The following is a 25,845-nucleotide window of genomic DNA, read 5'->3' on the forward strand; positions in this document are numbered from 1 at the left end:
GGGAAAACAACCATGCTGTTGTGGTTAGCAGAAATTTTTCACTATTGGATAAATGGTTTCCATTTATTTCAATATACTACCTTTCGTGCCGTAATGGCGGCACTGACTTCCATGGGGCTGAGTCTGGCATTCGGTCCGTGGATGATTCGCAAATTAACTCAGCTCAAAGTAGGGCAGGCTGTTCGCGATGACGGTCCCAAAACCCATCTGGTGAAAACCGGTACACCAACTATGGGCGGTACACTTATTTTACTGGCTATCACTGTTACCACATTATTATGGGCTAATCTGGCCAACATTTATATCTGGATACTTTTGCTGGTTATGCTGAGTACCGGTGCTCTGGGTTTTTATGATGACTGGAAAAAGGTAGTTTACAAAGATCCGCACGGGGTTTCAGCCAGATTTAAAATGATCTGGCAGTCTGTAGTGGCTCTGGTAGCCGGTCTGGTGCTGTTTTATGTGGCACACTTAAGCTCTACAAATACTTTTATTGTTCCTTTTTTCAAGGAAATTACTTACCCGCTGGGTGGCATTGGTTTTGTTATTCTGACTTATTTTGTCATTGTCGGTACTTCTAATGCAGTAAATCTGACTGACGGACTGGACGGGCTGGCTGCTTTTCCTATTGTGCTGGTTGCTGCCGGTCTGTCAATTTTTGCTTATGTCAGCGGTCATGCTGAATTTGCTCATTATCTGCAGCTGCCGCATGTCCCCGGTGCGAATGAAGTTATGATTTTCTGCGCTGCTATTTGTGGTTCTTGTCTAGGATTCCTGTGGTTTAATGCTTATCCGGCACAGGTATTTATGGGAGATGTCGGTGCACTGGCTTTAGGTGCAGCTTTGGGTACGATAGCTGTGATTGTGCGTCAGGAAATTGTGCTGGTAATTATGGGCGGCTTATTTGTTGTTGAGGCAATGTCTGTCATGCTGCAGGTAGGTTCATATAAATTACGGCGTAAACGTATTTTTTTGATGGCACCGATTCATCATCATTTTGAACAAAAAGGCTGGAAAGAAACTCAGGTTGTAGTACGTTTCTGGATTATTACCATGATTCTGGTACTGGTTGGTTTAGCTTCCCTGAAAATCCGTTAGTAGTCAGATAAGCAGGATCAGACGATATACATTTGGGTTAAATTTAGTGTAGGACTTAACCATGATTGACTGGCGTAATCAAAAGGTTTTAGTTGCAGGGCTGGGGCGTACCGGAATTTCAATGCTGGAGTTTTTAACTCAGGCAGGTGCTGATGTAGCTATTTATGATGCCCGGCCTGATGCAGAACAATTGCAGTCTTTAACTGAGCGTCATCTGGTTGCCGTATATACCGGAGAGCTGGCAACAGTGTTTGAACAGCACCAGTTTGATATTCTGGCTTTAAGCCCGGGAATCAGTCAGCGTCAGCCTGCTATTGTTGATTTTAAACGTGCCGGCGGTGTCGTACTGGGTGATGTGGCTATTCTGGCTGATTTACTTGAAAGCAGTAACAGTAAAATTATTGCAATTACCGGTTCAAACGGTAAAACCACTACTACCAGTCTGGTGGGTTTTTTATGTGCGCGATGCGGACTTGATACAGTGGTGGCAGGTAATATTGGTACCCCAGTACTGGAAGCCTATCTGGAGCGCGCAGGTAAAGCAGCAGATGTCTGGGTTCTGGAATTATCGAGTTTTCAGCTGGAGACTACCCCCTGCCTGAATGCGACTGCTGCCACAGTGCTGAATCTATCAGAAGACCACCTGGATCGCTATGATGATTTTCTGGATTATGCGCATAGCAAAGACCGGATTTTTCGTGGCCAGGCCATACAAGTGTTAAATGCCGATGATGTTTTTTGTCGTGCTATGGTACGGAATAACCGGCCGGTGAAATGGTTTTCTTTACAGCATAATACTGATTTCTGGTTGAATAAAGATATGCTGTGTGCCGGTAATGAACCATTGCTGGCTTGTGATGCTCTGTCTTTACAGGGTACACATAATGCGGCCAATGTTTTGGCTGCATTTGCTTTATGTGAAGCCATTGGCTTGCCGCGTGCACAATTGCTTCAATATGTGCCCACTTTCAAAGGTTTACCGCATCGTGTGGAAAAAGTAGCCGAAGTGAAAGGTGTGACATTTATTGATGATTCCAAAGGTACTAATGTTGGTGCTACCTGTGCTGCATTGCTCGGGTTGGATAAACCTATTGTGCTGATTGCGGGCGGACAGGGTAAAGGTCAGGATTTTACTCCGTTGCAGGCTGCATTACAGGATAAGGCACGTGCAGTTTTACTGATTGGTGTGGATGGTCATCAGCTTGGTGCAGTTCTCGGACAAGCCTCCTATCCGATAGAGTACTATGACGATTTGCCGCACGCTACTGAACGTGCTTTTGAACTGGCTCATCCGGGAGATATTGTGCTGCTTAGTCCGGCTTGTGCCAGCTATGATATGTTTAAGGGTTATGCACATCGCAGTGAGGTATTTATTGCCAGCGTCCGTCAATTGCAGGGTAGCGCAGCATGATTACTGAATCACGTCTGCTGGATCGCAAGCTATTGCGACGCGGATATACTTTTGATCAGTCACTGTTATGGATGGTGGTATTGATGGCCAGCTTCAGTCTGATCATGGTTTACTCGGCCTCAGTTGCGTATGCAAAGCATGATGGCGGCAGTACTTATTTTTATCTGATTCGTCAGGCTATTTTTCTATTGTGCGGCGGCGTACTTGGTTGTGTGGCTGCACGTATTCCTTTGCGAACATGGAAAAAGCTGACACCACTGGTGTTGCTGCTCAGTATCGTGCTGCTGATTCTGGTGCTGGTAATGGGTAGAGAAATTAACGGTGCCAAACGTTGGATTAATGTAGGAATGGTTAATATCCAGCCTACCGAAGTTTTTAAACTGGCGATAATTTTGTATTTATCCAGTTTTTTTACCAGACGTGCTGAAATCTTGAAAGAATTCAAAAAAGTCTGGTTTGCAGGTATTCCGGTAGGACTTGGTCTCGGGCTGATTATGCTGGAACCGGATTTTGGTTCATTTGTAGTGGTTTCTGTTATTGCGGTAGGCTTGCTTTTTCTGGCTGGTTTACCGTTTCGCTGGTTTATGGCTGTAGTAGGTTTTGGTTTGCTGGCCATGGTTATGCTGGTGCTGTTTGAGCCTTACCGTATGGCACGTGTAGCCGGTTTTCTTGATCCGTGGGCAGATCCCCTGGGTAAAGGTTATCAGCTTACGCATTCATTAATGGCAATCGGGCGCGGCGGCTGGTTTGGTGTCGGACTGGGAGCCAGTCTGGAAAAACGTTTTTATTTACCTGAGGCTCATACGGATTTCATTCTTGCGGTCATTGGAGAAGAATTCGGTTTTGTCGGTATTCTGGTATTAATGTTTTGTTATATCTGGCTGGTAGTCCGTGCTTTTTCCATTGGTAAACAGGCTCGAGATTTAGAGTTGTTTTATGGATCTTTCGTCGCCAAGGGTATTGGTATCTGGCTGGGTATTCAAAGCTTTTTTAATATTGGTGTGAATATTGGCCTGTTACCGACTAAAGGGCTGACTCTGCCTTTACTGTCATATGGTGGTTCAGCTGTTATGATTATTTTAATCAGTGTGGGTTTGCTGTTGCGAGTGGATTATGAGAACCGGCGTGTGATGCGTGGATTCAAAGTATAAATAATCACAGAACTCTGATAGTTTTGACGGGAAAATAATGAGTGTAAAAACTTTCATGGTCATGGCCGGCGGAACGGGCGGACATATTTTTCCTGCGCTTGCAGTTGCTCAGGCATTACAGGCACAGGGTCATCGTATTATCTGGCTGGGTAGTGACGGGGCAATGGAAACCCGTCTGGTTCCGCAGTACGACATACCACTGGAAACCCTGGCAATCAAAGGAATACGCGGTAACGGGCTAAAGCGTAAGCTAATGCTACCTTTTACCTTATTAAATACCATTGCGGCAGCACGTCAAATTATTCGCAGGCATCAAGTAGATGCAGTCATCGGTTTTGGTGGTTTTGTTACTTTTCCGGGCGGTATAGCCGCAAAGCTATGCGGTTTACCCTTGATTGTCCATGAACAGAATGCGATTGCTGGTTTATCTAATAAAGTGCTGGCTCATTTTGCCAATCAGGTAATGTATGCATTTCCACAAGTATTCGCAAATGAAAACGGACTGGTAGGTAATCCGGTACGTGCTGATATTGCTGCATTACCACTACCGCAACAGCGCTTTAACGGTAGAAATGGTGAGCTGAATATTCTGGTAGTTGGTGGAAGTCTGGGTGCTGATGTATTGAATCAGATTGTGCCGCAGGCTGTGGCTTTGTTACCGGCTGAACAGCGTCCGCGACTGCTGCATCAGTCCGGACGAAATAAACTGGCACAGTTACAGCAGAATTATGCTCAGTGTGCAGTAAAGGCACAATGTGTTGAATTTATCACAGATATGGTATCAGCCTATCGTGATGCCGATTTGGTGATTTGCCGGGCAGGTGCACTGACAATTGCTGAATTAACCGCCGCCGGAGTAGGGGCAATTCTGGTGCCTTATCCGCATGCGGTAGATGACCATCAGACAGCTAATGCACAGTTTATGGTTAAAGATGGTGCGGCAATATTATTACCGCAGACGAATCTGAATGCAGAGACATTAATGGCTACGCTGGCCGATTTATCGCGCGAACGCTGTTTAGACATGGCGATTAAAGCACGTGCGCTGGCTCAGCCTGACAGTGCGGCTAAGGTTGCGGCAGCAGCCCTGGCGAGTATCCGTTAAATTTTGATTGAGCCGGATGAATTGTTGCAGACTCGAGCTGTCAATCGCAATTCAGACTGGCCGGAAAAGTTATAAAGTATGAAAGAAAACATGAAAGACCGTATCCGCCATATTCATTTTGTAGGGATTGGCGGAACCGGTATGTGCGGTATTGCAGAAGTTTTACATAATGAAGGTTATCAGATAAGTGGTTCTGATTTGGCTGATAATGCCGCCACCCGGCATTTACGGACAATCGGGGTGCGTATCTGTTCTGGACACAATGCTGAAAATATTACTGGTGCAGATGTAGTAGTGACATCAACAGCCGTTAAAAAAGATAATCCGGAAGTGGTAGCGGCGCAAGAACAAAAAATTCCGGTAATTCCGCGAGCCATGATGCTGGCTGAAATCATGCGTTTTGGTCGCGGTATTGCCATTGCCGGTACACATGGTAAAACCACAACTACCAGTTTAGCTGCTTCAGTACTGGCAGCAGCAGAGTTAGATCCGACTTTTGTTATTGGTGGTCGGTTAACTGCGGCCGGAACCAATGCCAAGCTGGGTAAAGGTGAATATATTGTTGCTGAAGCAGATGAATCAGATGCTTCGTTTCTGTATCTAACACCATTATTTACGGTCGTTACCAATATTGATACCGATCATATGGATACATATGATCATGATGTAGAAAAACTACATCAGGCGTTTGTGGATTTTGTGCATCGCATGCCGTTTTACGGCAAAGCCTTTCTATGTATTGACAGTGAGCATGTGCGCCAGATTTTACCGTTGATTCAGAAACCTTTTGTTACCTATGGTTTGGATGAAAGTGCTGATTTATATGCAACTAATATTGTTGCCGATGGTGCACAAATGCATTTTGATGTTCATACGCGTAAAAAAGGCATAAAACCTTTTAGTGTGACGGTCAATATGCCGGGGCGACATAATGTTCTGAATGCACTGGCTGTCATCGGGATTGCACTGGAGATTGGTGTCTCAGTATCGGCAATTCAGCTTGGGCTGGAAAGTTTTGCAGGTGTGGGTCGCCGTTTTCAGCAGTACGGTGAGATTGCATTACCGAATGGTGGCGAAGCGTTACTGATTGATGACTATGGTCATCATCCTGTTGAAATGTCTGCAACCATAGCTGCTGCACGAGGTGCATATCCTCAGCATCGTCTGGTCGTAGCATTCCAGCCACATCGCTATACACGGACACGGGACTTATTTGAAGATTTTGTTCAGGTTTTGAGTAAAGCTGATGGCGTGGTTTTAACAGAAGTGTATTCAGCAGGTGAAGACCCGATTGTGGCGGCTGACAGTAAGGCATTAATGCGTGCGATCAGGGTGCTAGGCAAAGTTGAGCCGATTTATGTGGCAAACGTAGACGAAATGGCGCCCACGTTATTAAATGTCTTGCAAGATGGTGATGTTTTGCTCAATATGGGTGCCGGCAGTATTAACAAAGTACCTGCTATGCTTACCGGAATGTCTGCTGCAGTATAATGACTACAGTTTAATTATTTCACATACTGTTCTTATTAAAAGAAAAACAGGATTAATGACAAACAATGAGTGATTTTGGTAAAGTTGCCGTACTGATGGGCGGTTTCTCCAGTGAGCGTAAAGTCTCACTGGCTAGTGGTGCATCAATTCTTACTGCATTGAAAAGCCGAGGTATAGATGCACATGCATTTGATCCGTCTGAGCGGCCATTGTCTGAACTGGTCAGTGCCGGCTTTGACCGGGCTTTTAATATTCTGCATGGCTCTTATGGAGAAGACGGAGTTGTACAGGGGGCATTGGAAGCATTTGGTATTCCTTACACCGGTTGCGGAGTTGCAGCCAGTGCGCTGGGTATGGATAAATTCCGTAGTCGTCTGGTCTGGCAGGGAGTTGGTTTGCCTTGCGTACCATTTATTGTGTTGCATGACGATAGTGATTTTGCTGCGGTAGAAGAAGAACTGGGTTTACCTTTATTTGTTAAGCCGGCAGCAGAAGGCAGTAGTGTGGGTGTGGTGAAAATCAGGCAGATTGGTGAGCTGGCACGAGTTTATCAGCAACTGAAACAGTACCATGGTGAAATTCTGGCTGAACGTGCAATCGAAGGTGGTGAGTATACGTGTGGTATTCTTGGTGAACAGGTATTGCCCAGTATTCGCATCGTACCGGCAACGGAGTTTTATGATTATGAAGCTAAATACCATCGCGATGATACCGAGTATCTGTGTCCGGCTGATCTGACACCGGCGGATGAGCAGTATATGCGTGATTTGACAGCCCGTGCTTTTAAAGCATTGGGTGGTCGGGGCTGGGGGCGAGTAGATTTTCTGCGTGATGCGGACGGTACAATCTATATTCTGGAAGTTAATACTGTACCCGGTATGACCGGACACAGTCTGGTGCCTAAAGCTGCACGTGAAATTGGCTTGAGTTTTGAAGATTTGTGTGTTGAAATTTTAAGTCATGCGACTTTGGGATAATGCACAGGCCTTAAAACGGCTTTACCGGTGGTTATATGTATGTGTATTGTTCTGCCTGCTGGCAGCAGGCGGATCCTGGCTGGTGCATTCACCATATTTTCCGGTCCGGCAAATTCAGGTAATACATCCGTTGAAGCATTTGCAGTCGGCCGAAATTGAACAAATCAGCAGACAGTATTTGCAGGGTAATATTTTTACTGTGGATGTAAGTGCAGCACAATCTGCATTGGCTAAACTACCCTGGGTATATAAAGTACAGGTAAAACGAATCTGGCCGGATACGGTACAGTTAGACATCAGGGAACGGGACCCTGTTGCACGCTGGAATGACCAGCAGCTGGTGGATACTGACGGACAGATATTTAATGCAGTAGTTCATGAGCAGCTGCCGGTATTTGTTGGAAGCAGCGGTTCTGCTCGCTACATGACCGTACATTTGTTAACATTCGAAAATTTGTTGCAATCAACAGGTCTGCATATTCAGCAGTTGCAGTTAAGTAATCGTTCTGCCTGGCAGCTGACCTTAAGCAACGGAATTACCCTGAAACTGGGGCGGGAAAAGGTAGAACAGCGTTTGGCTCATTTTGTCTGGGCATGGCCACAGGTTTTACAGAAACAGGCCAGTAATATCGATTATATAGATTTGCGTTATCCGGATGGTTTTGCGTTACGGTACAAAAATAAGGCTAATTCAGCTGCAAGTACCAGAACAGTAAATGCATCTGAAGTGGCGGATCAGTATGAAGCAAATCTGGATTGATCCGGACAGACCGATTGATTATTTGATTTTAAAGTGATGACCATGGTTAAAGGTAAAAAATACATCAGTGCACTGGATATCGGCACTTCAAAAGTAATCGCTCTTATTGGTGAGGTTCAGGAAGATAATGAAATCCACATTGTTGGTTTAGGACAGGCCCCGTCGCGCGGTTTGAAAGCAGGTATGGTGACCAACATTGAAACCACTGCACAAGCAATCAAGCAGGCCATGGAAGAAGCGCAGATGATGGCTGATGTACAGGTAGACTGTGTAACAACCGGTATTGCAGGTAATCATATTCGCAGTTTCAATTCACAAGGTGTGGTTAAAATCAAGGACGGAGAGGTGAGTCAGGCTGATATTGATCGTGCAATTGAAACAGCCAAAGCTGTCAATATCCCGCCGGATCACGATATTTTACATACAGTAGTGCAGGAATTTATTATTGATAATCAGCCGGGTGTGCGTGAACCCATTGGCATGAGCGGGGTTCGTCTAGACACGCGCATACATATTATTACCGGTGCTGTAACAGCGATGCAGAATATCCAGAAGTGTGTCAATCGCTGTGGTTTGCAAATCAATAAAATGATATTACAGCCACTGGCCAGTGGTCAGGCAGTACTGACTGAAGATGAAAAAGATCTGGGTGTCTGTGTTATTGATATCGGCGGCGGCACGACAGATATTGCCGTATATACTAATGGAGCTATCAGGCATACAGCCGTTATTCCGGTGGCAGGGGATTTGATTACCAAAGATCTGGCACAAGCGTTGCGTACACCCCACAGTGCAGCTGAATACATCAAAATCAATCATGGAGTGGCACTGGCAACCATGGACGGTCTTGATGATATGATTGAAGTGCCCAGTGTGGGCGACCGTAATCCGCGCCAGATTTCGCGTCGGACACTGGCAAGTGTAATTGGTCCGCGCGTGGAAGAGATTCTGGAACTGACACTGAATGAATTGCGCCGTTCCGGTTTTCCTGAGGATGTGCTGACTTCAGGCATAGTTCTTACCGGCGGAGCATCATTATTACCCGGAATGGTCGAGCTGGCAGAGGATGTATTTAATCTGCCAGCCCGAATTGGTGTGCCGCAGGAAATGGGTGGTGTCTCAGAACGGATTCGCAATCCGCGTTATGCTACTGCTATTGGTCTGTTACAGTCTGCCTGTGAAGAAGAAAACAAAACAGACATGCCTGTGGCAGCAGCTTCTGAACCGAAAGATTCATGGCTTAAAAAATTACAGACTTGGTTTAAGAACAATTTTTAACTAAACTCAAACATTAAATGACAGAACTTTTGCGCATTGTATATAACTGTCTATATAATGATAGCTATACAAGGGCAGATGACGTTTATGCATAGGTTTTGTCAGGAGACATAAATGCAATTGGTATATGATGTTGTGGAGACGGTAGTCGGTGCTGCAGTTATCAAAGTCATTGGTATCGGCGGTGGTGGCTGTAATGCTATTAACAATATGGTGGAAAATGCGGTTGCCGGTATTGAGTTTATCAGTGCCAATACTGATGCACAGTCTTTACAAAACAGTAAAGCATCTAAACGCATTCAGCTGGGCAATAATCTCACCCGTGGTCTCGGCGCAGGAGCCGATCCGGAAATTGGCCGTAACGCCGCAATGGAAGACCGCGAAGCATTATCTGATGCTATTCGCGGAGCGAATATGCTGTTTATCACCACTGGTATGGGGGGGGGTACAGGTACAGGTGCGGCTCCGGTAGTTGCAGAACTGGCAAAAGAGATGGGTATTCTGACTGTTGCTGTTGTTACCCGTCCGTTTGAATATGAAGGTAAACGTATTCACGTTGCTAATAACGGGATTGAGATTCTTAAAAATACCGTTGATTCACTCATTGTGATTCCAAATGACAAATTAATGTCAGCACTGGGTGAAGATGTAAGTATGCGTGAGGCTTTTCGTGCGGCAGACAATGTATTGCGTAATGCAGTAGCCGGAATTGCTGAGGTCATTACTAATCCGGGTATCATTAATCTGGATTTTGCCGATGTGAAAAATGTCATGAGTATTATGGGTATGGCCATGATGGGGTCAGGCAGTGCACATGGTGTTGACCGTGCCCGTATTGCTACAGAACAGGCTATTGCCAGCCCGCTTCTGGATGATGTGACTCTGGATGGCGCACAGGGTGTGCTGGTTAATATTACTACCGCACCAGGCTGCCTGAAAATGTCTGAATACAAAGAAATTATGTGCATGATTGATGAATATGCACATGATGATGCCGCCCTGAAATACGGTACTTCTGAAGATGCCAGTATGGAAGAAGGCGAAATCCGCGTAACCATTATTGCAACCGGATTGCAGGAACAGAAAGTTTTACATCACCAGCAGCCGAGCAGTTTGCGTGTTTTGCAAACCGTACAAGCCACTGGTACAGAAGATGCCTATCCGGATATCGGAAGTGTGGTACGTTCAGGACGCAGTGCACGCGGGATGAATCTGGCTGCTGCTGATTTCTCAAATCAGTCTGTGCTGGATGACTTCGAAATTCCGGCAGTCATTCGCCGACAAGCTGATTAATTGATTAAAGTTATTAAAGCTGTCCGGGCTAAGCTCCGGACAGCTTTTTTATTTTTAAAATCAATATATATAATTTAAATACGATATATTGCCGGCATAAGAAAATTTTTTTAAAAAGTTAGATAAAAAAGTTTATTCTTTAGAAAAAATGCAATTTCTGAAAAGTTGTGTTGTATAAAAACCAACAATATTTTACTGAAATGATAATGGTTTTTATAACATGAATTTCTGTTTTGTTATTTCATCAAACCAAAAGCAGTAGTTTTGGGTATAAAAGCAAAATCCTTTACAATAGGTAGCTTAGATAATCTGTTCCACAGAAGAATTTAATTAAGTCAGAATAAGTATGAGTGAATCTATTCAACAATCAGACCGCAGTGATGATCATCTGTTACTTGGTCAGTATGCAGAACGTGCTTACCTTGCGTATGCCATGAGTGTGGTAAAAGGGCGGGCATTACCGGATGTGGCTGACGGGCAGAAGCCGGTTCAGAGACGCATTTTGTATGCTATGAAAGATATGGGGCTGGCTCATGGTGCCAAACCGGTAAAATCTGCCCGCGTGGTTGGTGAGATACTAGGTAAATATCATCCGCATGGTGATTTATCTGCTTATGATGCTATGGTTCGGATGGCGCAGGATTTTACCTTGCGTTACCCTCTGATTACCGGTATTGGCAATTTTGGTTCACGTGATGGTGACAGCGCAGCAGCTATGCGCTATACCGAAGCTCGTTTAGCACCAATTGCTGAATTGCTGCTATCGGAAATCGATATGGGTACTGTGGATTTTGTGCCCAATTATGATGCCAGCTCTGCTGAACCCTCTGTATTACCGGCACGCCTGCCAATGATATTGCTTAATGGCGCCTCAGGTATTGCAGTAGGTCTGGCAACTGAAATTCCTTCACATAACTTGCGCGAAGTCAGTGCAGCTGTTGTGGCTCTGTTGAAACAGCCTGAGCTGAATTCGGCAGCCTTAATGCAGTATTTACCCGGTCCTGATTTTGCCGGTGGTGGTCAGATTATTACTGCACCAGAGGATATTCAGGCAATTTATGCACAGGGTAAAGGCAGTATACGTGTACGTGCCCGTTATGAAATTGAAAAACTGGCACGCGGACACTGGCGGGCTATTGTCACGGAGTTACCTCCCGGTACTTCTGCGCAAAAAATTCTGGCTGAGATAGAAGAACAGACTAATCCCAAACCGAAAACCGGTAAAAAAAATCTCACTCAGGAACAGCAGAATACGCGCACATTAATGCTATCACTGCTTGAGCGGGTGCGTGATGAATCAGATAGTCAGGAACCAGTGCGTCTGGTGTTTGAACCGAAATCCAGTCGTCTTCAACCTGAAGAATTTATGAATACTTTGCTGGCACAAACCAGTTTGGAAGGGAATGTGCCGGTCAATCTGGTTATGATGGGGCGGGATAATAAACCGGCACAAAAGAATTTATATCAGATTCTGCGTGAATGGTTGGATTTTCGGATACTGACTGTAACCCGGCGTTTGCAATACCGTCTGGAACAGGTGGAAAAACGTATTCATATTTTACATGGGCGGCAAACGGCATTTCTTCATATTGATGAAGTCATCAGGGTTATCCGTGAATCAGATGAACCCAAAAATGAATTGATGTCTGCATTCGGTTTAAGTGAGATACAGGCGGATGATATTCTTGAAATCCGTTTACGTCAGCTGGCCAGACTGGAATGGATTAAACTGGAAACAGAACTGAATAAACTACAGCAGGAACGTGATCAGTTAACCACCCTTCTGGAAGATGATAAAGCTAAAAAACGACTAATTATCAAAGAAATTGAGTCTGATACCAAAATCTATGGAGATGACCGGCGTACACTGATACAGCCGGCAGAGCGGGCTTCGCTTACCCGAACTACTGCAGATGAACCAGTTACGCTGGTATTGTCACAGAAGGGCTGGCTGAAAACGCGTGTCGGACACAATCTGGATTTAAGCCAGACTACTTTTAAGGAAGGTGACGGTCTGCTTCAGGCAGTAGAGGGACGTACAGTTTGGCCGGTAGTTTTACTCGATTCGCACGGGCGAGCATATAGTGTGGATGCTGCCAGTATTCCGGGCGGACGTGGTGATGGTGTGCCTGCAGGTTCATTGGTTGATTTAGATAAAGGTGCCAGAATTGTAGCTATGCTCAGTGCCTTGCCGCAACAGCATTATGTACTGAGTAACAGTGGCGGATATGGATTTGTGGTTGCATTTAAAGATATGGTCAGCCGTACTAAAAACGGTAAAGTTGTTATGACAGTTAATAGTGATGAGACATTGCTGCCGCCGCTTCCTGTACCGTCTGCCTGCCTGTCTGTAAACGGGCAGACTCAACTTATTGCCATTTCCAGTGCCAATCGCCTGCTGGCCTTTCCATTACATGAATTGAAAGTGATGGCTAAAGGCCGCGGTCTGCAAATTATGAGTTTACCGGCTAATGAGAAACTGCTTTATCTTACTCTGACAAATAAATCGGAATTTAAACTGGAGACTCAGGGAAAACGTGGCGGACGCTATCAGGAAACCTTACGCGTTCAGGATATTCTTAATAAACGCGGACATAAAGGTAAGGAATTAAGCGTTTCGGGTGAAATCGTTGCCATCTATGGTGATCTGGATAACGGAAACTAAACCTGTATGAAAACACGCACAAATAGCTGGCCGCAATATCTGGACAGGCTTTCTGCTTTGCTCAATATTGCGCGAATGAGTTTGCTGTTTTCAATTATGACCTTCTATGTACTGACCCGCAGCGTGGATGAACCCGGTCTGGCTGTACCCATATTCAATAAAATTGAACTGTATAGCTGGGCGACGCTTTATGGGGTTTTGATTGTCTTTTCCATGCTGGTACCACGCTGGCAGAATCAGCCTGATGCATTGCCTAATGTCAACTCTGTTGTAGATATCACCATGATAGCCTGGCTGATGAGCATGGGGGGGGGGATAGATAGTGGCTTTGGTATTTTGTTGCTGCCATTTGTCGGCTCGGCTTGTCTGTTCAGCCGTGGCCGGTATCCGATGCTTTATGCCGGCTATGTAACTTTACTGATTGCCATCATCACCTGGACGCAGCTAAGCCGTAATGGTTTTGAAAATATCAGTATGCGAGTATGCACTGTTGCCATCATACTGATTGCTGCTGTCTATCTTGTGGCCGGTCTGACTGCCTATGCTGCAACCTTGCTGGTACGCTCACAAAATTTGCAATATCAACAGTCAAAAATGCTCGACAGTTACCGGCATTTACTTGATCGTGCCTTTAATTATGTGCAGGAAGGTGTGGTTGTACTGGATGAAAGTGGTCTGGTATGGCTGATTAACCGGAAGGCGCAGAATTATTTTCCGATGTTAGTGGTTGATACCCAGACTACTTTATTTCGTCAGGTTATGCATTACTGGCATACTGAGCAGAAAAATATTTTTGAAATGAATTGTACGCTGGATGGTTGGCCGATGCGGATACATGCACGCTTGTTACAGGAAGCAAATACGCCTTTACTAATGTTATCAATGCGTTCGCGTACTGAAATTGATAAGGAGGCTATGGCTATTAAACTGGCCTCATTAGGCCAGTTAACAGCTAATCTGGCTCATGAAATTCGTAATCCGATGTCTGCAGTAAGACAGGCCAATGAATTGTTACAGGAAGAAGAACAAGACCCGATGCGGCGGCACCTGTTTAATATTATTGAAAACAATATCAGTCGTATTGATAAAATGCTTGAAGACATCAGTATGCTGAATAAGCGAGACAAAAAAAATAAACAGGCAATTGATTTGCAGGTATTCTGGACAGCCTTTTTGCAGGAATTTATACTGATTAAACAAAAAGCTAAGGATTGTATACAGCTACAAGCCGATAAGGGAGACTTAGTCGTCTGGTGTGATTCCGTCCACTTACAACAAATTATATGGAATCTGATGAATAACGCCTGGCGTCATAGTTTGCAGAATAAAAATGCTATTCGTATTATCTTTTACAAAAAAGAACAGAATGAAATTTCCATTACCGTAATTGATAATGGTGCTGGAGTCAATGCGGAAAATCAGTTGCATTTGTTTGAACCGTTTTTCACGACTGAATCCAGCGGTACCGGTCTTGGATTATATGTGGCGCGCGAACTGGCTCAGGCTAATCATGGTCAGTTAATATATCGCCCTGAAGTGAATGGATTTGAATTAACATTGCCAAGGATGGTTGATGAATAATAATAATCAAATAGATTTAAAGAAGCCGGTACTGGTGATAGATGATGAAGCCGATATACGTGATTTAATGGAGTTAACCCTGATTAAAATGGGTTTATCTGTAAAAACTGCTTCAGGCGTGACTGAGGCAAAAAAAGCTTTACGTACGCATGCTTTTTCACTGGTGCTGACGGATATGCGTATGCCAGATGGTTCCGGTCTGGAGATTGTTGATTATATCACTGCCCATAATCTGGATATTCCGATTGCAGTTATTACTGCTTACGGAAATGCAGCACAGGCTGTACAGGCACTGAAAAACGGTGCTTTTGATTATTTACAAAAACCCATTACTCTGGCACAACTGCGTACCCTGGTTAAATCTGTTATTACAATCAATAATACTGTTGAAACCGAAATAGATAATAAAATGGTAACCGCATTTAAACAGTCTGAAAATAAACAAAAAAATGAAGATACTTCCGCAACGGTTAATGAACAGCCAGTACGTGAGCGTCTACTGGGTAATTCTCCGTTAATAACTGAAGTACGTCAGCTGATCAGCAGACTGGCTAAAAGTAATGTACCGGTATACATTGCCGGAGAATCAGGCAGTGGTAAAGAGCAGGCAGCACGCAGTATTCATGAACAGTCAGAACGCAGAGACAAGGCATTTGTTGCTGTAAATTGTGGTGCCATACCTGAGGCATTGATGGAAAGTGAGTTTTTTGGTTATAAAAAAGGCAGTTTTACCGGAGCTGAATCAGATAGGGTCGGTTTTTTCCAGCATGCGGACGGCGGAACATTATTTCTAGATGAGGTAGCTGATTTACCACTATCAATGCAGGTTAAATTATTGCGAGCCATTCAGGAACGTGCTGTACGCCGGATTGGCGAAATGGAAGAAAAACAGGTTGATGTCCGTATTATCTGTGCAACCCATAAAGATTTAAATGCTCTGGTTGAATCAGGTCAGTTTCGTCAGGACTTGTTTTATCGTTTGAATGTTGTATCTATTACCATGCCGCCATTACGTGAATTACGTGATGATTTGCCGCAGTTAATTCGGGTTTTACTGCAACGAATTTTGCATGATGAAACCATGACATTAACACCAGAAGCAAAAAAAGCACTGTTGCAATATAGTTATCCCGGTAATTTCCGTGAATTGGAGAATATTCTGGAACGTGCTATTGCACTGTCAAAAAATCATATTATTGATATAGATGATTTACAGATTCATAGCTATCAGCTGGATAATCCGCGTACTGAATCTGCAGAGAATGCCGGCAGTAATCTATCCGCAGATAGTAATGAGGAAATTAAGGATTACCAGTTCGGAAAAACTCAGATACAAGATTATCTGGATGAAATAGAGAGAAAAATCCTGGAACAGGCTTTGGCGCAAACCCGATATAACCGAACACAGGCCGCCAAATTACTGGGTATCAGTTTTCGTTCTATGCGTTACCGGATGGAACGGTTAGGGATTGTCTGATGGTAAAGCCTCTGATTTTAACCAGTCAGATAGCAGATAAAACTGATCTGATCACTCCTTTACAGAAATTGCTGGCCAGTAAAAATCTCTGTTATCAGCAACAGCCACCCGAACAGGGATTGTATCTGATATACGAAAATGGCAGTCTTGCGCTGGCTAAAGCCGGGCAGAAAGGAGTTGTGCGGGTTGATTTTGTAGAAGGCACTGCACGACACCGGCGGCTTTTTGGCGGGGGAGAGTTACTGGCACGTGCTATTCAGGCTAAAAACCGGCCGTTTGTCTGGGATGCTACCGGTGGATTGGGTCGGGATGCTTTTGTAATGGCTACATTGGGTCTGGAAGTTACGGTATTTGAACATAATCCTTATGTACATGTTTTGCTGGCAGACGGGCTGCGGCGGGCACTGGCAGAAGAACAGACTGCGCATATAGCACAGCGGATTCATTTGTATTATGGCAGTATTACTTTACCGGATGCTGAACAAAAACAGATACCATTGCCTGATGTGGTCTATCTGGATCCGATGTATCCGCAAAAGCAAAAAGCGGCGGCAGTAAAAAAAGAAATGGCTTATTTTCATGAATTACTGGGTAATGCGGATATAGATAATGATCAGGCTTTATTACTCGCAGCACAGAAATTAGCCCGAAAACGGGTTGTGGTAAAAAGACCGGCTAATGGGGTAGTTTTAGCAGGAAAGACGCCGGCATTTCAGTATTTTGGTAAAACGACTCGATTTGACGGGTATATGCCTTTGTAGCTTTAAAAAGAAGTCAATTTTGTGAATCTGAATTATTTTGTTTAAATTTAATACAGGGGAGAATAACAAATGGCTAGAAAAGTCTGGGCATATGCTAAAGATAAAAATCAATGTTTTATCTATAAAAATCAATCCTTGCAGCCAAAAATTTTTTATATCTGGGATGTTCTGAGATTAAAAGAACAAAATTTTAAAAAATATCAGGAATTAAAATTTTATTCAACGGAACACGATGAAATCAATCGTCTGGAATTAATTCCAACTGAACACGGCTTTTTTCGGTACAAATCCGACGAAATTGATGAGAACACTAAAGAGTCTATCTATCACTCTGCAGCGACACTGATATTACTGGAAATGCCTGTAATTAAATTCGCTTTTGATAAAAATAAATATATTTTAAATTTTTCAAAATTTTTAGTTGAGCCGTGTTTTCGATTTAAGGATTTTGATCAAAATGAAGAGAAATATTATCCTGATCTTGTTGGCTATTTTTCCTCGGAGTGTGAATTACAGGAAAAATGGAAAGGATGCCTGGCTATAGAGGTTGTTTATACTAGTAGATGTTATGAAAAAAAGGTGAATTCTTTTGAAAAAAATAGTATTCCGATAATTGAAGTAATTATTTCTAAAGAATTAAAATTTAATACAAATTTTTGTGGTGAAATTAATTTTACTGCAGCAGATGTTGAAAGTTATTATAAATTATTAAAAGCAGAGTTTAAGAATCAGGTATGCGGAGAAATTCTTTCTGATCCGGTGAGTCCTGATTTTTATATAAAAAAAGTTAGTTCTTTGAAAGAAGAATGTAAACGTAAATTAGAGATCAAACAGCAATTCCATAATAATGAAAAAGCAAATTTAAAAAGAGAGCTTAGTTATATAAATCTAAAGTATGAAGAAATGAAATCTGAAGCATCACATTTACACAATTTACTTGAACAAATGAAACAACAGGAATGGCACTTAAATAACCGGTTAAATAATTATGCAGTAATGGGATTTTGGCAGAAACTAAAATTTTTATTTAATATTTCTGCAGATTAAATAATAAAGCTGCTTAGTAATTAAGACAGCTTTATTATTTCCTGGCAGATATTTAATCATTTTGATTTATTTAGAAGGTATAACCTGTCTGAACTTCTTCTGAGCCAATTAATTCAGTAATTAATTGCAGTAGCGGGCGCAATTCACCATAACGGCGGCTGGTTTTGCGTAAATATTTCAGGAAGCGATGAATTTCACCGCGATATTTATCTTTACCATCGCGGTAATATAAGCGGGCAAAGATACCGGCAACTTTCAGATGGCGCTGTACACCCATCCATTCAAAATCACGATAAAACTGATCAAAATCGGTACGTACCGGTAATCCGGCAGCTCTTGCTTTTTCCCAGTAACGAATGACAATATCAAGTATAAATTCTTCGTCCCATTCGATAAATGCATCACGTAATAGTGATACTAAATCATAAGTAATGGGACCATACAATGCATCCTGAAAATCGAGAATGCCCGGACGGCTGCGGGTCAGCATGATGTTTCGAACGATATAATCGCGATGCACATAGACCTGCGGTTGTGACAATATCACCGGCAATATAGTAGTAACTGTCTGCTGCCACAACTGTTGCTGTTGTTCAGTTAAAGATAAACCAAGTTCTTTCTGAATATACCATTCAGGAAAAAGTTGCATTTCCTGCTCTAACACAACATCATCATATAATGGTAGCTGGTCCGGCTGGCTTGAAAGTTGCAGTTTGATGAGTTCATCAATGGCTTCCAGCAGTAATACTTTGTGTACTTCAGTACGTCTATCCTGTTGCAGTGCAGCCAGATAAGGAGTACTGCCGAAATCTTCCAGAGCCATAAATCCCTGCTGTATATCCAGATGATAAATTTCGGGAACCTTAATAGCCTGAAAAAGTTTTTGTACTTTAATATATGGCAGGATACTCATTTTATCCGGTGGCGCATCCATACAGATTACAGTGTTGTCATCTGTGAAAGTGGCGCGGAAATAGCGTCTGAAATCAGCATCAGCGGCGGCAAAGCTAAGAACAAATTCCTGTTGCGGGTAGCAGCTATGAAGCCATTTTTTTAGTTCAGTTTCTCGTTGCATGACATTTTTCAGGGTAAAATAAACACTATTTTAACTGTCAAAGCCGTTTAGGTGATACTTTGTCTTACTTATTCTCTCCAAAACCATTAGTTCTGGCTTTAACAACAGTTTTTTATACCTTGCCCGGGCTTGTTCTTGCTGCTTCTCCTTTATCTATGGGTGAAGGAAACGTTTGTACAGCACCACATCGTCCGAAAAACTTTGTCAAACCTGTTAAAAGCAGCGGTGAAACTAATCCGGGTAATGATGTTACCCGGGTAGTGGCTGATGATGTCAATGGGCAGTCACAGGTTCAGGTACATGCAAAAGGGAACGTTATTATTGAGCGTAATGATGTTACTCTGAATTCAGACTGGGCTGATTATGATCAGCAAAATCAGATTGTGAAGGCGGGTGACCATTTTACTTTAGATAATGGTCAGGGACGTGTTACCGGTGAGCATGTTACTTACGACATGGCTAAAAATACAGGTATTGGTGATGCTGGTCGTTTTGAAATGGAAAAAGATAACCGGCGTCTGCAAGGTGTTGGTGATGAGATACAGATGGGTGGTAAAAATCGCTATCGTCTGCAAAGTGCCAAATTTAATACTTGTAATCCGGGCGATGATAGCTGGTATATCCGTTCAGGCAGTATTGATCTGGATTATGATAAAAATGTTGGTGTAGCCCGTAATGCAACGCTGGTCTTTGGCGGTGTTCCGTTGCTGTATACACCATGGATTGATTTTCCGTTGAACGGTAGTCGTAAAAGTGGTTTTCTGGCACCTACGCTTAAGGGAGGATCTGACGGTTTTGAGCTGACGGCTCCTTATTATCTTAATCTGGCACCCAATTATGATGCAACTATCCGGCCGCATTTTATTAGCAGCCGTGGCATACAGCTGGGCGGTGATTTTCGTTACCTGCAGCCGAATTATCAGGGACAGCTTAGTGCTGACTGGGTGCCGAATGATCAGAAAAGTAGTCACAAAAATCGTGCTGAAATTGATTTTACTCATTCCCAGAGACTGACAAAGGGATTAACCGGCGGTATTGACTATCATCAGGTATCGGATGATGATTACCGGCGTGATTTCTGGAACGGAGATAATGGCAGTTCTAATCTGAACCGGCAGGCATGGCTGAATTATCAGCGGGATTTATGGGGCGGGACATTTGATGGCAGTTTAATGGTGCAGAAATATCAGACTCTGGCCTCAACCAGTGGTTATAAGGATCAGCCTTATTCACGTTTACCGCGTTTATCTGCTACGTGGAACCGTTATTTTGGCAACCATTACACTGTTAATATATATGCAGAAGCAACTCGTTTTGAAGGCAGGGAATTAGGCCATAAAAATTCGATGTATAAATACCCCAATGGTACCCGTCTGGTATTATTGCCAGCGTTTACTGCTGACTATTCCAATAACTGGGGTTATATCCGGCCAAAACTGAGTTTTCATGCCACTCATTATGATATCAACCGGCAGGATAATCAGGACAGCCGCAGTATGGATCGGGCCGTACCTTTACTGAGTGTGGATTCAGGCATGACGTTTGAGCGTTTATGGAAAAACAATCAATTACACAAAGGATATATTCAGACACTGGAACCTCGCCTGTTTTATACCTATATACCGCGACGTAATCAGAATGATATGCCTTTGTTTGATACTGCTGAAAACAGTTTCACCTATGATCAGTTATTTCATGAAAACCGTTATTCAGGACAGGACAGAATCAATGCGGCTAATTTTATGACAACGGCGCTGCAGTCTCGCATATATGACAGTAGTAACGGTATTGAACGTTTTGCGGCCGGTATCGGTCAGCGCTTTTATTTCCGTGATGATAACGTTAAACTGAACGACAATACGCCTAAAAATAAAGAACGCAAACGCTCTGATATGGTGGCTTTTGGGCGTGCTGCTCTGAGTAAGCACATTACAGCTGAAACCAACTGGCATTACAATCAGGATTTAAAAACATCTGAAAGTTATAATTTTGGCATCCGCTATACCCCAAATCCGGGTAAAACTGTCAGTGTTCGCTATAAATATGGCCGTTATGAAAATTTATACGATGATGTTTATGGCAAAATGCGTACAATAGATGTTGGCGTTCAGTGGCCGATAACCCGTAATTACTATCTGGTTGCACGGCAGGATTATGATTTTAACAGTAGTACATCTCTGAATCAGACAGTAGGCATAGAGTACCAGAGTCCGTGTCATTGCTGGAGCGCCGGACTGGTAGGTTCCCGTTATACAAATGATTATAAAAAGCATAAAACCGCCGTATTATTTCAATTACAGCTGCGCGATCTGGCAGGTATGGGGAATGGAACCCTCAATCAGCTCAGTTCGCAAATTCCCGGTTACAGCAATACTTATGAGGTAAAACATTAATGAAGCAGAGACATTCATGGCTGGCAGCGACTATGCTGACTGTATTATTACCCTCAGCAATGGCATTGGATATTAAGCCTGTTGATAATATTGTGGCTGTTGTTAATGATGATGTAATAACACGTCAGGAGCTGGATTTAGTGGCTGCTCAGCTGCATTCACAGTTACCCAAAGGACAAAATATTAATAAATCAGCTTTGTACCAGCAGGCACTGGATCAGCTGATACGTAAAGATCTGCTGGTGCAGGCTGCCAAACGTTCTAATATTAGTTTAAGTAATGCTGATGTAAATGATGCGATTGAACAATTTGCTTCACAACGCAATATGACAGTTAAAGAACTGATGCAGCGTATTGCCAAAGAAGGTGTGAATGAAAACCAGTTGCGTCGTACCATTACTGAAAACTTACTGGCACAGAAGATTGAACAAAGTGAAGTAATGGGCAAAAGTCAGGTCAGTGATGCAGAGATAGATGATGCTATTGCACGCGCACAGCAGGAAGGGCGACCTCTGCCGCCACCGGTTACAGCCTATTCCTACCATGTGCAGCATATTCTGTTGAAAAATGACAACGATATCACACGAAAACTGATCGAGCAGATTGCCCACCAGGCTCGTTCCGGTGCCTCATTCGATCAATTGGCACGGCAGTATTCTCAGGATGGCAGTGCACAAAATGGCGGGGATCTGGGCTGGATTATCGATGGTGAGACTGTCCCGCCATTTGAGGCAGCGGTGAAATCATTGCAGCCCGGTCAGATATCCATGCCGGTGCGTACTCAGTTTGGCTGGCATGTAATTCGTCTGGTGGCTGTCAGAAGCAATGACAGCCCGCAAGAGCGTCAGCGTAACGGGATGCGTGCAGTACTGGTGCAGGAAAAACGCGAAATTTTGTTGCAGAATTTCCTGAAACAGTTACATGATCAGGCCTTTATCCGAGTTCGTCCTCTGGATTAATTGTCTTGATACAAATTTTTTCACAATTTGTGCAGCCAGTATCATGATCAGGTCTGTATATTCTGGCAACAAACCATTTTACTGTTGGTTGTTCCGTGGAAATACAAGATAAAATTCTGGCTTAAATTTATGAATACTCAGTTGATTATTGCCATTACAAGTGGAGAACCGGCAGGTATTGGTCCTGATATCTGTCTGGATCTGGTCAGCCGCGACTGGCCGCAACGCGTTGTGGTATTGGGAGATATGCATTTATTGCAGCAGCGTGCGGCACAACTGAATAAAAAAATTACCATACAGGCTTATCAGCCTGATAGTAATAAACCTGTATCCGGCATACTGGAAGTTTGTCATATTCCGGTTCAGGTATCTGTTCAGGCTGGAAAGTTAAACGTACAAAATGCGGCTTATGTATTGCAATTGCTGGACAGAGCATATACAGGCATAGAACAGGGTGAGTTTGCTGCAATGGTGACCGCTCCGGTGCATAAAGGTATTATCAATGATAGCGGTATTGCTTTTAGCGGCCATACTGAATATCTGGCTGCCAAAAGTGCTACTTCTCAAGTAGTAATGATGCTTGCCGGTGGTGGTCTGAGAGTGGCTTTAGCCACTACACACTTACCATTGCGGTCTGTAGCAGATACCCTGACAATTGAATTATTAACCGAAGTACTAACTATTCTGCATCACGATTTACAGACAAAATTCGGGCTGATGCGGCCACGTATTCTGGTTGCCGGTCTCAATCCGCACGCTGGTGAAGGCGGTCATCTGGGTAATGAGGAAAATGATATTATTATTCCGGTAATCAGACAGTTACAGAAACAGGATATGCAAATAACCGGACCATTTCCGGCAGATACACTGTTTCAGCCTTTTATGCTCGAACAAGCAGATGCTGTACTGGCTATGTATCATGATCAGGGATTGCCGGTATTAAAATATGCAAGTTTTGGTGAAGGCGTTAATATCACTCTGGGTCTGCCTTTTATTCGTACATCAGTGGATCATGGTACCGCGCTGGATCTTGCCGGATCCGGCAAAGCAACCAGCAGCAGCCTGTTTGCCGCAATTCATGCTGCAGTGGATATGAGCGGGCACTGGAAAGCGGATAAGTGTCCATCTGTATTTGATAAATATCTTCAGACATCATAAAATCTAAGTTGCTATACGGCATGGGAATTCTCAATATGGTTACGCCGTTTATTGAAATGAAAGATGTGGTTTTCGCTTATGGCGACCGACCCATTTTAAAAAATATTAATTTTAAACTGGATCAGGGCAGTTTTACCGCTATTATGGGTAGTTCCGGAAGTGGTAAAACAACCCTGCTGCGTCTGATTACCGGCCAGATCAGTGCACAACAGGGGCAGGTTTTGATCAATGGTCGTGATATTGCCGAATTCAGCCGAGAAGAACTGTATAACCATCGGCGTAATATGGGTGTACTTTTCCAGTTTGGTGCTTTGTTTACGGATTTATCGGTATTCGATAACGTTGCTTTTCCAATGCGGGAACATACTGATTTGCCGGAAAGCATGATACATGATCTGGTGGTCATGAAACTGAATGCAGTTGGTTTACGCGGGGTAGAGCAATTAATGCCATCCGAGCTTTCCGGTGGTATGGCAAGACGGGTGGCATTGGCTCGTACAATTGCACTTGATCCGGGATTATTGCTATATGATGAACCATTTACCGGCCTGGATCCGATTTCACTCGGAGTAATAGCCAGTCTGGTAAGTAAGATCAATAAAGCCTTACATGCTACCAGCGTAATGGTGACACATGATATCCAGCAATCTCTGGATATTGCTAGCCATGTGGTTTTTCTGGCACACGGCGAAATTATTTTTTCCGGTTCACCGCAACAAATGCGTGAACTGGATTCACCATGGATAAATCAGTTTATTCATGGTCAGGCAGACGGCCCGGTAGCATTTCGTTATCCGGCTACCACCACCTTACAACAGGATTTAGACATCGCGTGATGAAAGCAATCGAACAACTGGGTGCAAAAACCCTGAGTTTTGTCCGGCATCTGGGGCGGGCGGCATTATTTCTGTTTGCCGCTCTGTTGCGCAGCGGAACAGTTTTACGCCGTCCGCGCCTGATGATCCGGCAAATGTATTTTTCCGGCGTTCTTTCTATTGTCATTATTGCTGTATCAGGACTGTTTGTCGGAATGGTACTGGGGTTACAGGCCTATACACAGCTGGCTAAATTCAAATCTGCTGATATTCTTGGTTATATGGTGGCCGCAGCTATGCTGCGTGAGCTTGGTCCGGTACTGGCAGCGATACTGTTTGCCAGCAGTGCCGGTGGCGCAATGACCAGTGAAATAGGTTTGATGAAAACCACTGAACAACTGGAAGCCATGAATGTCATGGCTATTGATCCGGTGGCAAGAGTTATCGCTCCCCGTTTCTGGGCAGGTGTACTTTCCATGCCTTTACTGGCTTCAATATTCAATGTGGCCGGTGTATATGGTGCTTATCTGATTGGCGTAAAATACTTTGGCATGGATAACGGCGTATTCTGGGGTCAAATGCAGAATAATCTTGATTTTTATTATGATGTTGTGAATGGCTTAATTAAATCATTGGTATTTGGCGTAGTTGTTACTCTGATAGCCGTTTATCAGGGTTTTTATGCAAAACCGACATCAGAAGGTATTTTGCGCGCCAATACACGTACGGTTGTATCCAGCTCACTAACTATTCTGGCAGTGGATTTTATGCTGACCGCTCTGATGTTTACTAAGTAGGGTGCAGATTAACAAGGTAATGATATGAAAAAAAACAGTCTGGAAATGCTGGTTGGTCTATTCGTTTTAATAGGTGTAGTGGCAATTCTATTTTTATCTTTTCGCGTTGCAGGCGGTAATGGGATCGGTTCTTCACAGCCTACATATACTTTGTCGGCATCGTTCAGTGACATTGGCGGTTTGAAAACACAGGCACCTGTCAAAGTAGCTGGTGTTGTGGTTGGCCGGGTAGACAGAATTGTGCTTGATCCGAAAACTTACTGGGCTAAAGTGACTTTAAAAATTGATAAACAGTACCAGTTTAGTACAGATACCTCAGCGCAGATTCTGACTTCAGGTTTGCTTGGCGACCAATATATCGGACTGGCGCAAGGCGGCGATCCGGATAATCTGGCCGATGGCGATAATATTACTATTACCAGTTCAGCTTTGGTGCTGGAGCAGTTAATTGGTAAATTTATGACCAGTTTTGCTGAGGGTAATGCCAAAGGCGATAATAAAAAAACAGATACTGCTGCTTCTGCAAGTGAATAAGCAGAATTAACAGTAAATA

Annotated in this window: 21 protein-coding genes; 20 read left to right on the forward strand and 1 reads right to left on the reverse strand. The window is 43.6% G+C overall.

What is annotated here, in order from left to right; all coding sequences use genetic code 11:
• The first annotated feature begins 12 nt into the window (after positions 1-12).
• The 14 genes from mraY (at position 13) to H3T84_RS01125 (ending at position 18,095) form a co-directional block, all read left to right on the forward strand.
• Positions 13-1,098: a phospho-N-acetylmuramoyl-pentapeptide-transferase gene (gene mraY, locus H3T84_RS01060; RefSeq protein WP_025331240.1), complete on the forward strand. Its 1,086-nt coding sequence runs from the start codon at positions 13-15 to the stop codon at positions 1,096-1,098.
• Between the two features lie 64 nt (positions 1,099-1,162).
• On the forward strand, positions 1,163-2,509 hold the full coding sequence (gene murD / locus H3T84_RS01065; protein ID WP_198217755.1) for a UDP-N-acetylmuramoyl-L-alanine--D-glutamate ligase: 1,347 nt from the start codon (positions 1,163-1,165) through the stop codon (positions 2,507-2,509).
• Entirely contained in the window at positions 2,506-3,660 is a 1,155-nt protein-coding gene (gene ftsW / locus H3T84_RS01070) for a putative lipid II flippase FtsW (protein WP_025331238.1), read from the forward strand. Before murD ends, ftsW begins: the two co-directional genes overlap by 4 nt.
• A 37-nt stretch (positions 3,661-3,697) precedes the next feature.
• Positions 3,698-4,765: an undecaprenyldiphospho-muramoylpentapeptide beta-N-acetylglucosaminyltransferase gene (gene murG / locus H3T84_RS01075; RefSeq protein WP_198217233.1), complete on the forward strand. Its 1,068-nt coding sequence runs from the start codon at positions 3,698-3,700 to the stop codon at positions 4,763-4,765.
• Between the two features lie 78 nt (positions 4,766-4,843).
• Entirely contained in the window at positions 4,844-6,256 is a 1,413-nt protein-coding gene (gene murC / locus H3T84_RS01080; protein WP_232346074.1) for a UDP-N-acetylmuramate--L-alanine ligase, read from the forward strand.
• A gap of 65 nt (positions 6,257-6,321) precedes the next feature.
• On the forward strand, positions 6,322-7,233 hold the full coding sequence (locus H3T84_RS01085; RefSeq protein ID WP_084585940.1) for a D-alanine--D-alanine ligase: 912 nt from the start codon (positions 6,322-6,324) through the stop codon (positions 7,231-7,233).
• Positions 7,217-7,993: a cell division protein FtsQ/DivIB gene (locus H3T84_RS01090; RefSeq protein ID WP_078475693.1), complete on the forward strand. Its 777-nt coding sequence runs from the start codon at positions 7,217-7,219 to the stop codon at positions 7,991-7,993. Before H3T84_RS01085 ends, H3T84_RS01090 begins: the two co-directional genes overlap by 17 nt.
• Positions 7,994-8,035: 42 nt before the next feature.
• Complete coding sequence (gene ftsA, locus H3T84_RS01095) at positions 8,036-9,271, forward strand: cell division protein FtsA (RefSeq protein WP_025331233.1); 1,236 nt, start codon at positions 8,036-8,038, stop codon at positions 9,269-9,271.
• Between the two features lie 114 nt (positions 9,272-9,385).
• Entirely contained in the window at positions 9,386-10,564 is a 1,179-nt protein-coding gene (gene ftsZ, locus H3T84_RS01100) for a cell division protein FtsZ (protein ID WP_025331232.1), read from the forward strand.
• A gap of 346 nt (positions 10,565-10,910) precedes the next feature.
• Positions 10,911-13,229, forward strand: a complete 2,319-nt coding sequence (gene parC / locus H3T84_RS01105; RefSeq protein WP_198217235.1) for a DNA topoisomerase IV subunit A — start codon at positions 10,911-10,913, stop codon at positions 13,227-13,229.
• 6 nt (positions 13,230-13,235) lie between these two features.
• Complete coding sequence (locus H3T84_RS01110) at positions 13,236-14,810, forward strand: nitrogen regulation protein NR(II) (RefSeq protein ID WP_198217237.1); 1,575 nt, start codon at positions 13,236-13,238, stop codon at positions 14,808-14,810.
• The gene (locus H3T84_RS01115; protein WP_198217239.1) at positions 14,803-16,287 is read left to right on the forward strand and encodes a sigma-54 dependent transcriptional regulator; all 1,485 of its coding nucleotides are present in this window, start codon (positions 14,803-14,805) and stop codon (positions 16,285-16,287) included. Before H3T84_RS01110 ends, H3T84_RS01115 begins: the two co-directional genes overlap by 8 nt.
• Positions 16,287-17,048, forward strand: a complete 762-nt coding sequence (locus tag H3T84_RS01120) for a class I SAM-dependent methyltransferase (protein ID WP_198217242.1) — start codon at positions 16,287-16,289, stop codon at positions 17,046-17,048. The genes H3T84_RS01115 and H3T84_RS01120 overlap by 1 nt, the downstream gene beginning before the upstream one ends.
• Before the next feature lie 69 nt (positions 17,049-17,117).
• Positions 17,118-18,095, forward strand: a complete 978-nt coding sequence (locus H3T84_RS01125; RefSeq protein WP_198217244.1) for a hypothetical protein — start codon at positions 17,118-17,120, stop codon at positions 18,093-18,095.
• 70 nt (positions 18,096-18,165) lie between these two features.
• Here H3T84_RS01125 and amgK read toward each other — a convergent pair whose 3' ends face one another.
• Positions 18,166-19,170 (reverse strand): N-acetylmuramate/N-acetylglucosamine kinase AmgK, encoded by a 1,005-nt coding sequence (gene amgK / locus H3T84_RS01130; protein ID WP_198217253.1) that lies wholly within the window; start codon positions 19,168-19,170, stop codon positions 18,166-18,168.
• Positions 19,171-19,229: 59 nt separating this feature from the next.
• Here amgK and H3T84_RS01135 point away from each other — a divergent pair, with 59 nt between their 5' ends.
• The 6 genes from H3T84_RS01135 (at position 19,230) to mlaD (ending at position 25,826) form a co-directional block, all read left to right on the forward strand.
• Complete coding sequence (locus H3T84_RS01135) at positions 19,230-21,563, forward strand: LPS-assembly protein LptD (protein WP_198217255.1); 2,334 nt, start codon at positions 19,230-19,232, stop codon at positions 21,561-21,563.
• Complete coding sequence (locus H3T84_RS01140; RefSeq protein WP_198217257.1) at positions 21,563-22,522, forward strand: peptidylprolyl isomerase; 960 nt, start codon at positions 21,563-21,565, stop codon at positions 22,520-22,522. The genes H3T84_RS01135 and H3T84_RS01140 overlap by 1 nt, the downstream gene beginning before the upstream one ends.
• Positions 22,523-22,651: 129 nt before the next feature.
• Positions 22,652-23,680, forward strand: a complete 1,029-nt coding sequence (gene pdxA / locus H3T84_RS01145; RefSeq protein ID WP_037475874.1) for a 4-hydroxythreonine-4-phosphate dehydrogenase PdxA — start codon at positions 22,652-22,654, stop codon at positions 23,678-23,680.
• Positions 23,681-23,715: 35 nt separating this feature from the next.
• Positions 23,716-24,516: an ABC transporter ATP-binding protein gene (locus H3T84_RS01150; RefSeq protein WP_198217259.1), complete on the forward strand. Its 801-nt coding sequence runs from the start codon at positions 23,716-23,718 to the stop codon at positions 24,514-24,516.
• Positions 24,516-25,292, forward strand: a complete 777-nt coding sequence (gene mlaE / locus H3T84_RS01155) for a lipid asymmetry maintenance ABC transporter permease subunit MlaE (protein ID WP_037475757.1) — start codon at positions 24,516-24,518, stop codon at positions 25,290-25,292. The genes H3T84_RS01150 and mlaE overlap by 1 nt, the downstream gene beginning before the upstream one ends.
• A gap of 24 nt (positions 25,293-25,316) precedes the next feature.
• Positions 25,317-25,826 carry an outer membrane lipid asymmetry maintenance protein MlaD gene (mlaD, locus tag H3T84_RS01160; RefSeq protein ID WP_037475759.1) on the forward strand — a complete coding sequence of 170 codons (510 nt, stop codon included), beginning with the start codon at positions 25,317-25,319 and terminating at the stop codon, positions 25,824-25,826.
• Positions 25,827-25,845 lie beyond the last annotated feature (19 nt).

Source organism: Snodgrassella sp. M0110 (assembly GCF_016101465.1).
GTDB lineage: Bacteria > Pseudomonadota > Gammaproteobacteria > Burkholderiales > Neisseriaceae > Snodgrassella > Snodgrassella alvi.

What these genes read in the sequence shown, in the direction of transcription:
- mraY (WP_025331240.1), top strand. Translation starts at nt 13, where the DNA reads ATGCTGTTGTGGTTAGCAGAAATTTTTCACTATTGGATAAATGGTTTC.
- ftsW (WP_025331238.1), top strand. Translation starts at nt 2,506, where the DNA reads ATGATTACTGAATCACGTCTGCTGGATCGCAAGCTATTGCGACGCGGA.
- murG (WP_198217233.1), top strand. Translation starts at nt 3,698, where the DNA reads ATGAGTGTAAAAACTTTCATGGTCATGGCCGGCGGAACGGGCGGACAT.
- murC (WP_232346074.1), top strand. Translation starts at nt 4,844, where the DNA reads ATGAAAGAAAACATGAAAGACCGTATCCGCCATATTCATTTTGTAGGG.
- H3T84_RS01085 (WP_084585940.1), top strand. Translation starts at nt 6,322, where the DNA reads ATGAGTGATTTTGGTAAAGTTGCCGTACTGATGGGCGGTTTCTCCAGT.
- H3T84_RS01090 (WP_078475693.1), top strand. Translation starts at nt 7,217, where the DNA reads ATGCGACTTTGGGATAATGCACAGGCCTTAAAACGGCTTTACCGGTGG.
- ftsA (WP_025331233.1), top strand. Translation starts at nt 8,036, where the DNA reads ATGGTTAAAGGTAAAAAATACATCAGTGCACTGGATATCGGCACTTCA.
- ftsZ (WP_025331232.1), top strand. Translation starts at nt 9,386, where the DNA reads ATGCAATTGGTATATGATGTTGTGGAGACGGTAGTCGGTGCTGCAGTT.
- parC (WP_198217235.1), top strand. Translation starts at nt 10,911, where the DNA reads ATGAGTGAATCTATTCAACAATCAGACCGCAGTGATGATCATCTGTTA.
- H3T84_RS01110 (WP_198217237.1), top strand. Translation starts at nt 13,236, where the DNA reads ATGAAAACACGCACAAATAGCTGGCCGCAATATCTGGACAGGCTTTCT.
- H3T84_RS01115 (WP_198217239.1), top strand. Translation starts at nt 14,803, where the DNA reads ATGAATAATAATAATCAAATAGATTTAAAGAAGCCGGTACTGGTGATA.
- H3T84_RS01120 (WP_198217242.1), top strand. Translation starts at nt 16,287, where the DNA reads ATGGTAAAGCCTCTGATTTTAACCAGTCAGATAGCAGATAAAACTGAT.
- H3T84_RS01125 (WP_198217244.1), top strand. Translation starts at nt 17,118, where the DNA reads ATGGCTAGAAAAGTCTGGGCATATGCTAAAGATAAAAATCAATGTTTT.
- amgK (WP_198217253.1), bottom strand. Translation starts at nt 19,170, where the DNA reads ATGCAACGAGAAACTGAACTAAAAAAATGGCTTCATAGCTGCTACCCG.
- H3T84_RS01140 (WP_198217257.1), top strand. Translation starts at nt 21,563, where the DNA reads ATGAAGCAGAGACATTCATGGCTGGCAGCGACTATGCTGACTGTATTA.
- pdxA (WP_037475874.1), top strand. Translation starts at nt 22,652, where the DNA reads ATGAATACTCAGTTGATTATTGCCATTACAAGTGGAGAACCGGCAGGT.
- H3T84_RS01150 (WP_198217259.1), top strand. Translation starts at nt 23,716, where the DNA reads ATGGTTACGCCGTTTATTGAAATGAAAGATGTGGTTTTCGCTTATGGC.
- mlaE (WP_037475757.1), top strand. Translation starts at nt 24,516, where the DNA reads ATGAAAGCAATCGAACAACTGGGTGCAAAAACCCTGAGTTTTGTCCGG.
- mlaD (WP_037475759.1), top strand. Translation starts at nt 25,317, where the DNA reads ATGAAAAAAAACAGTCTGGAAATGCTGGTTGGTCTATTCGTTTTAATA.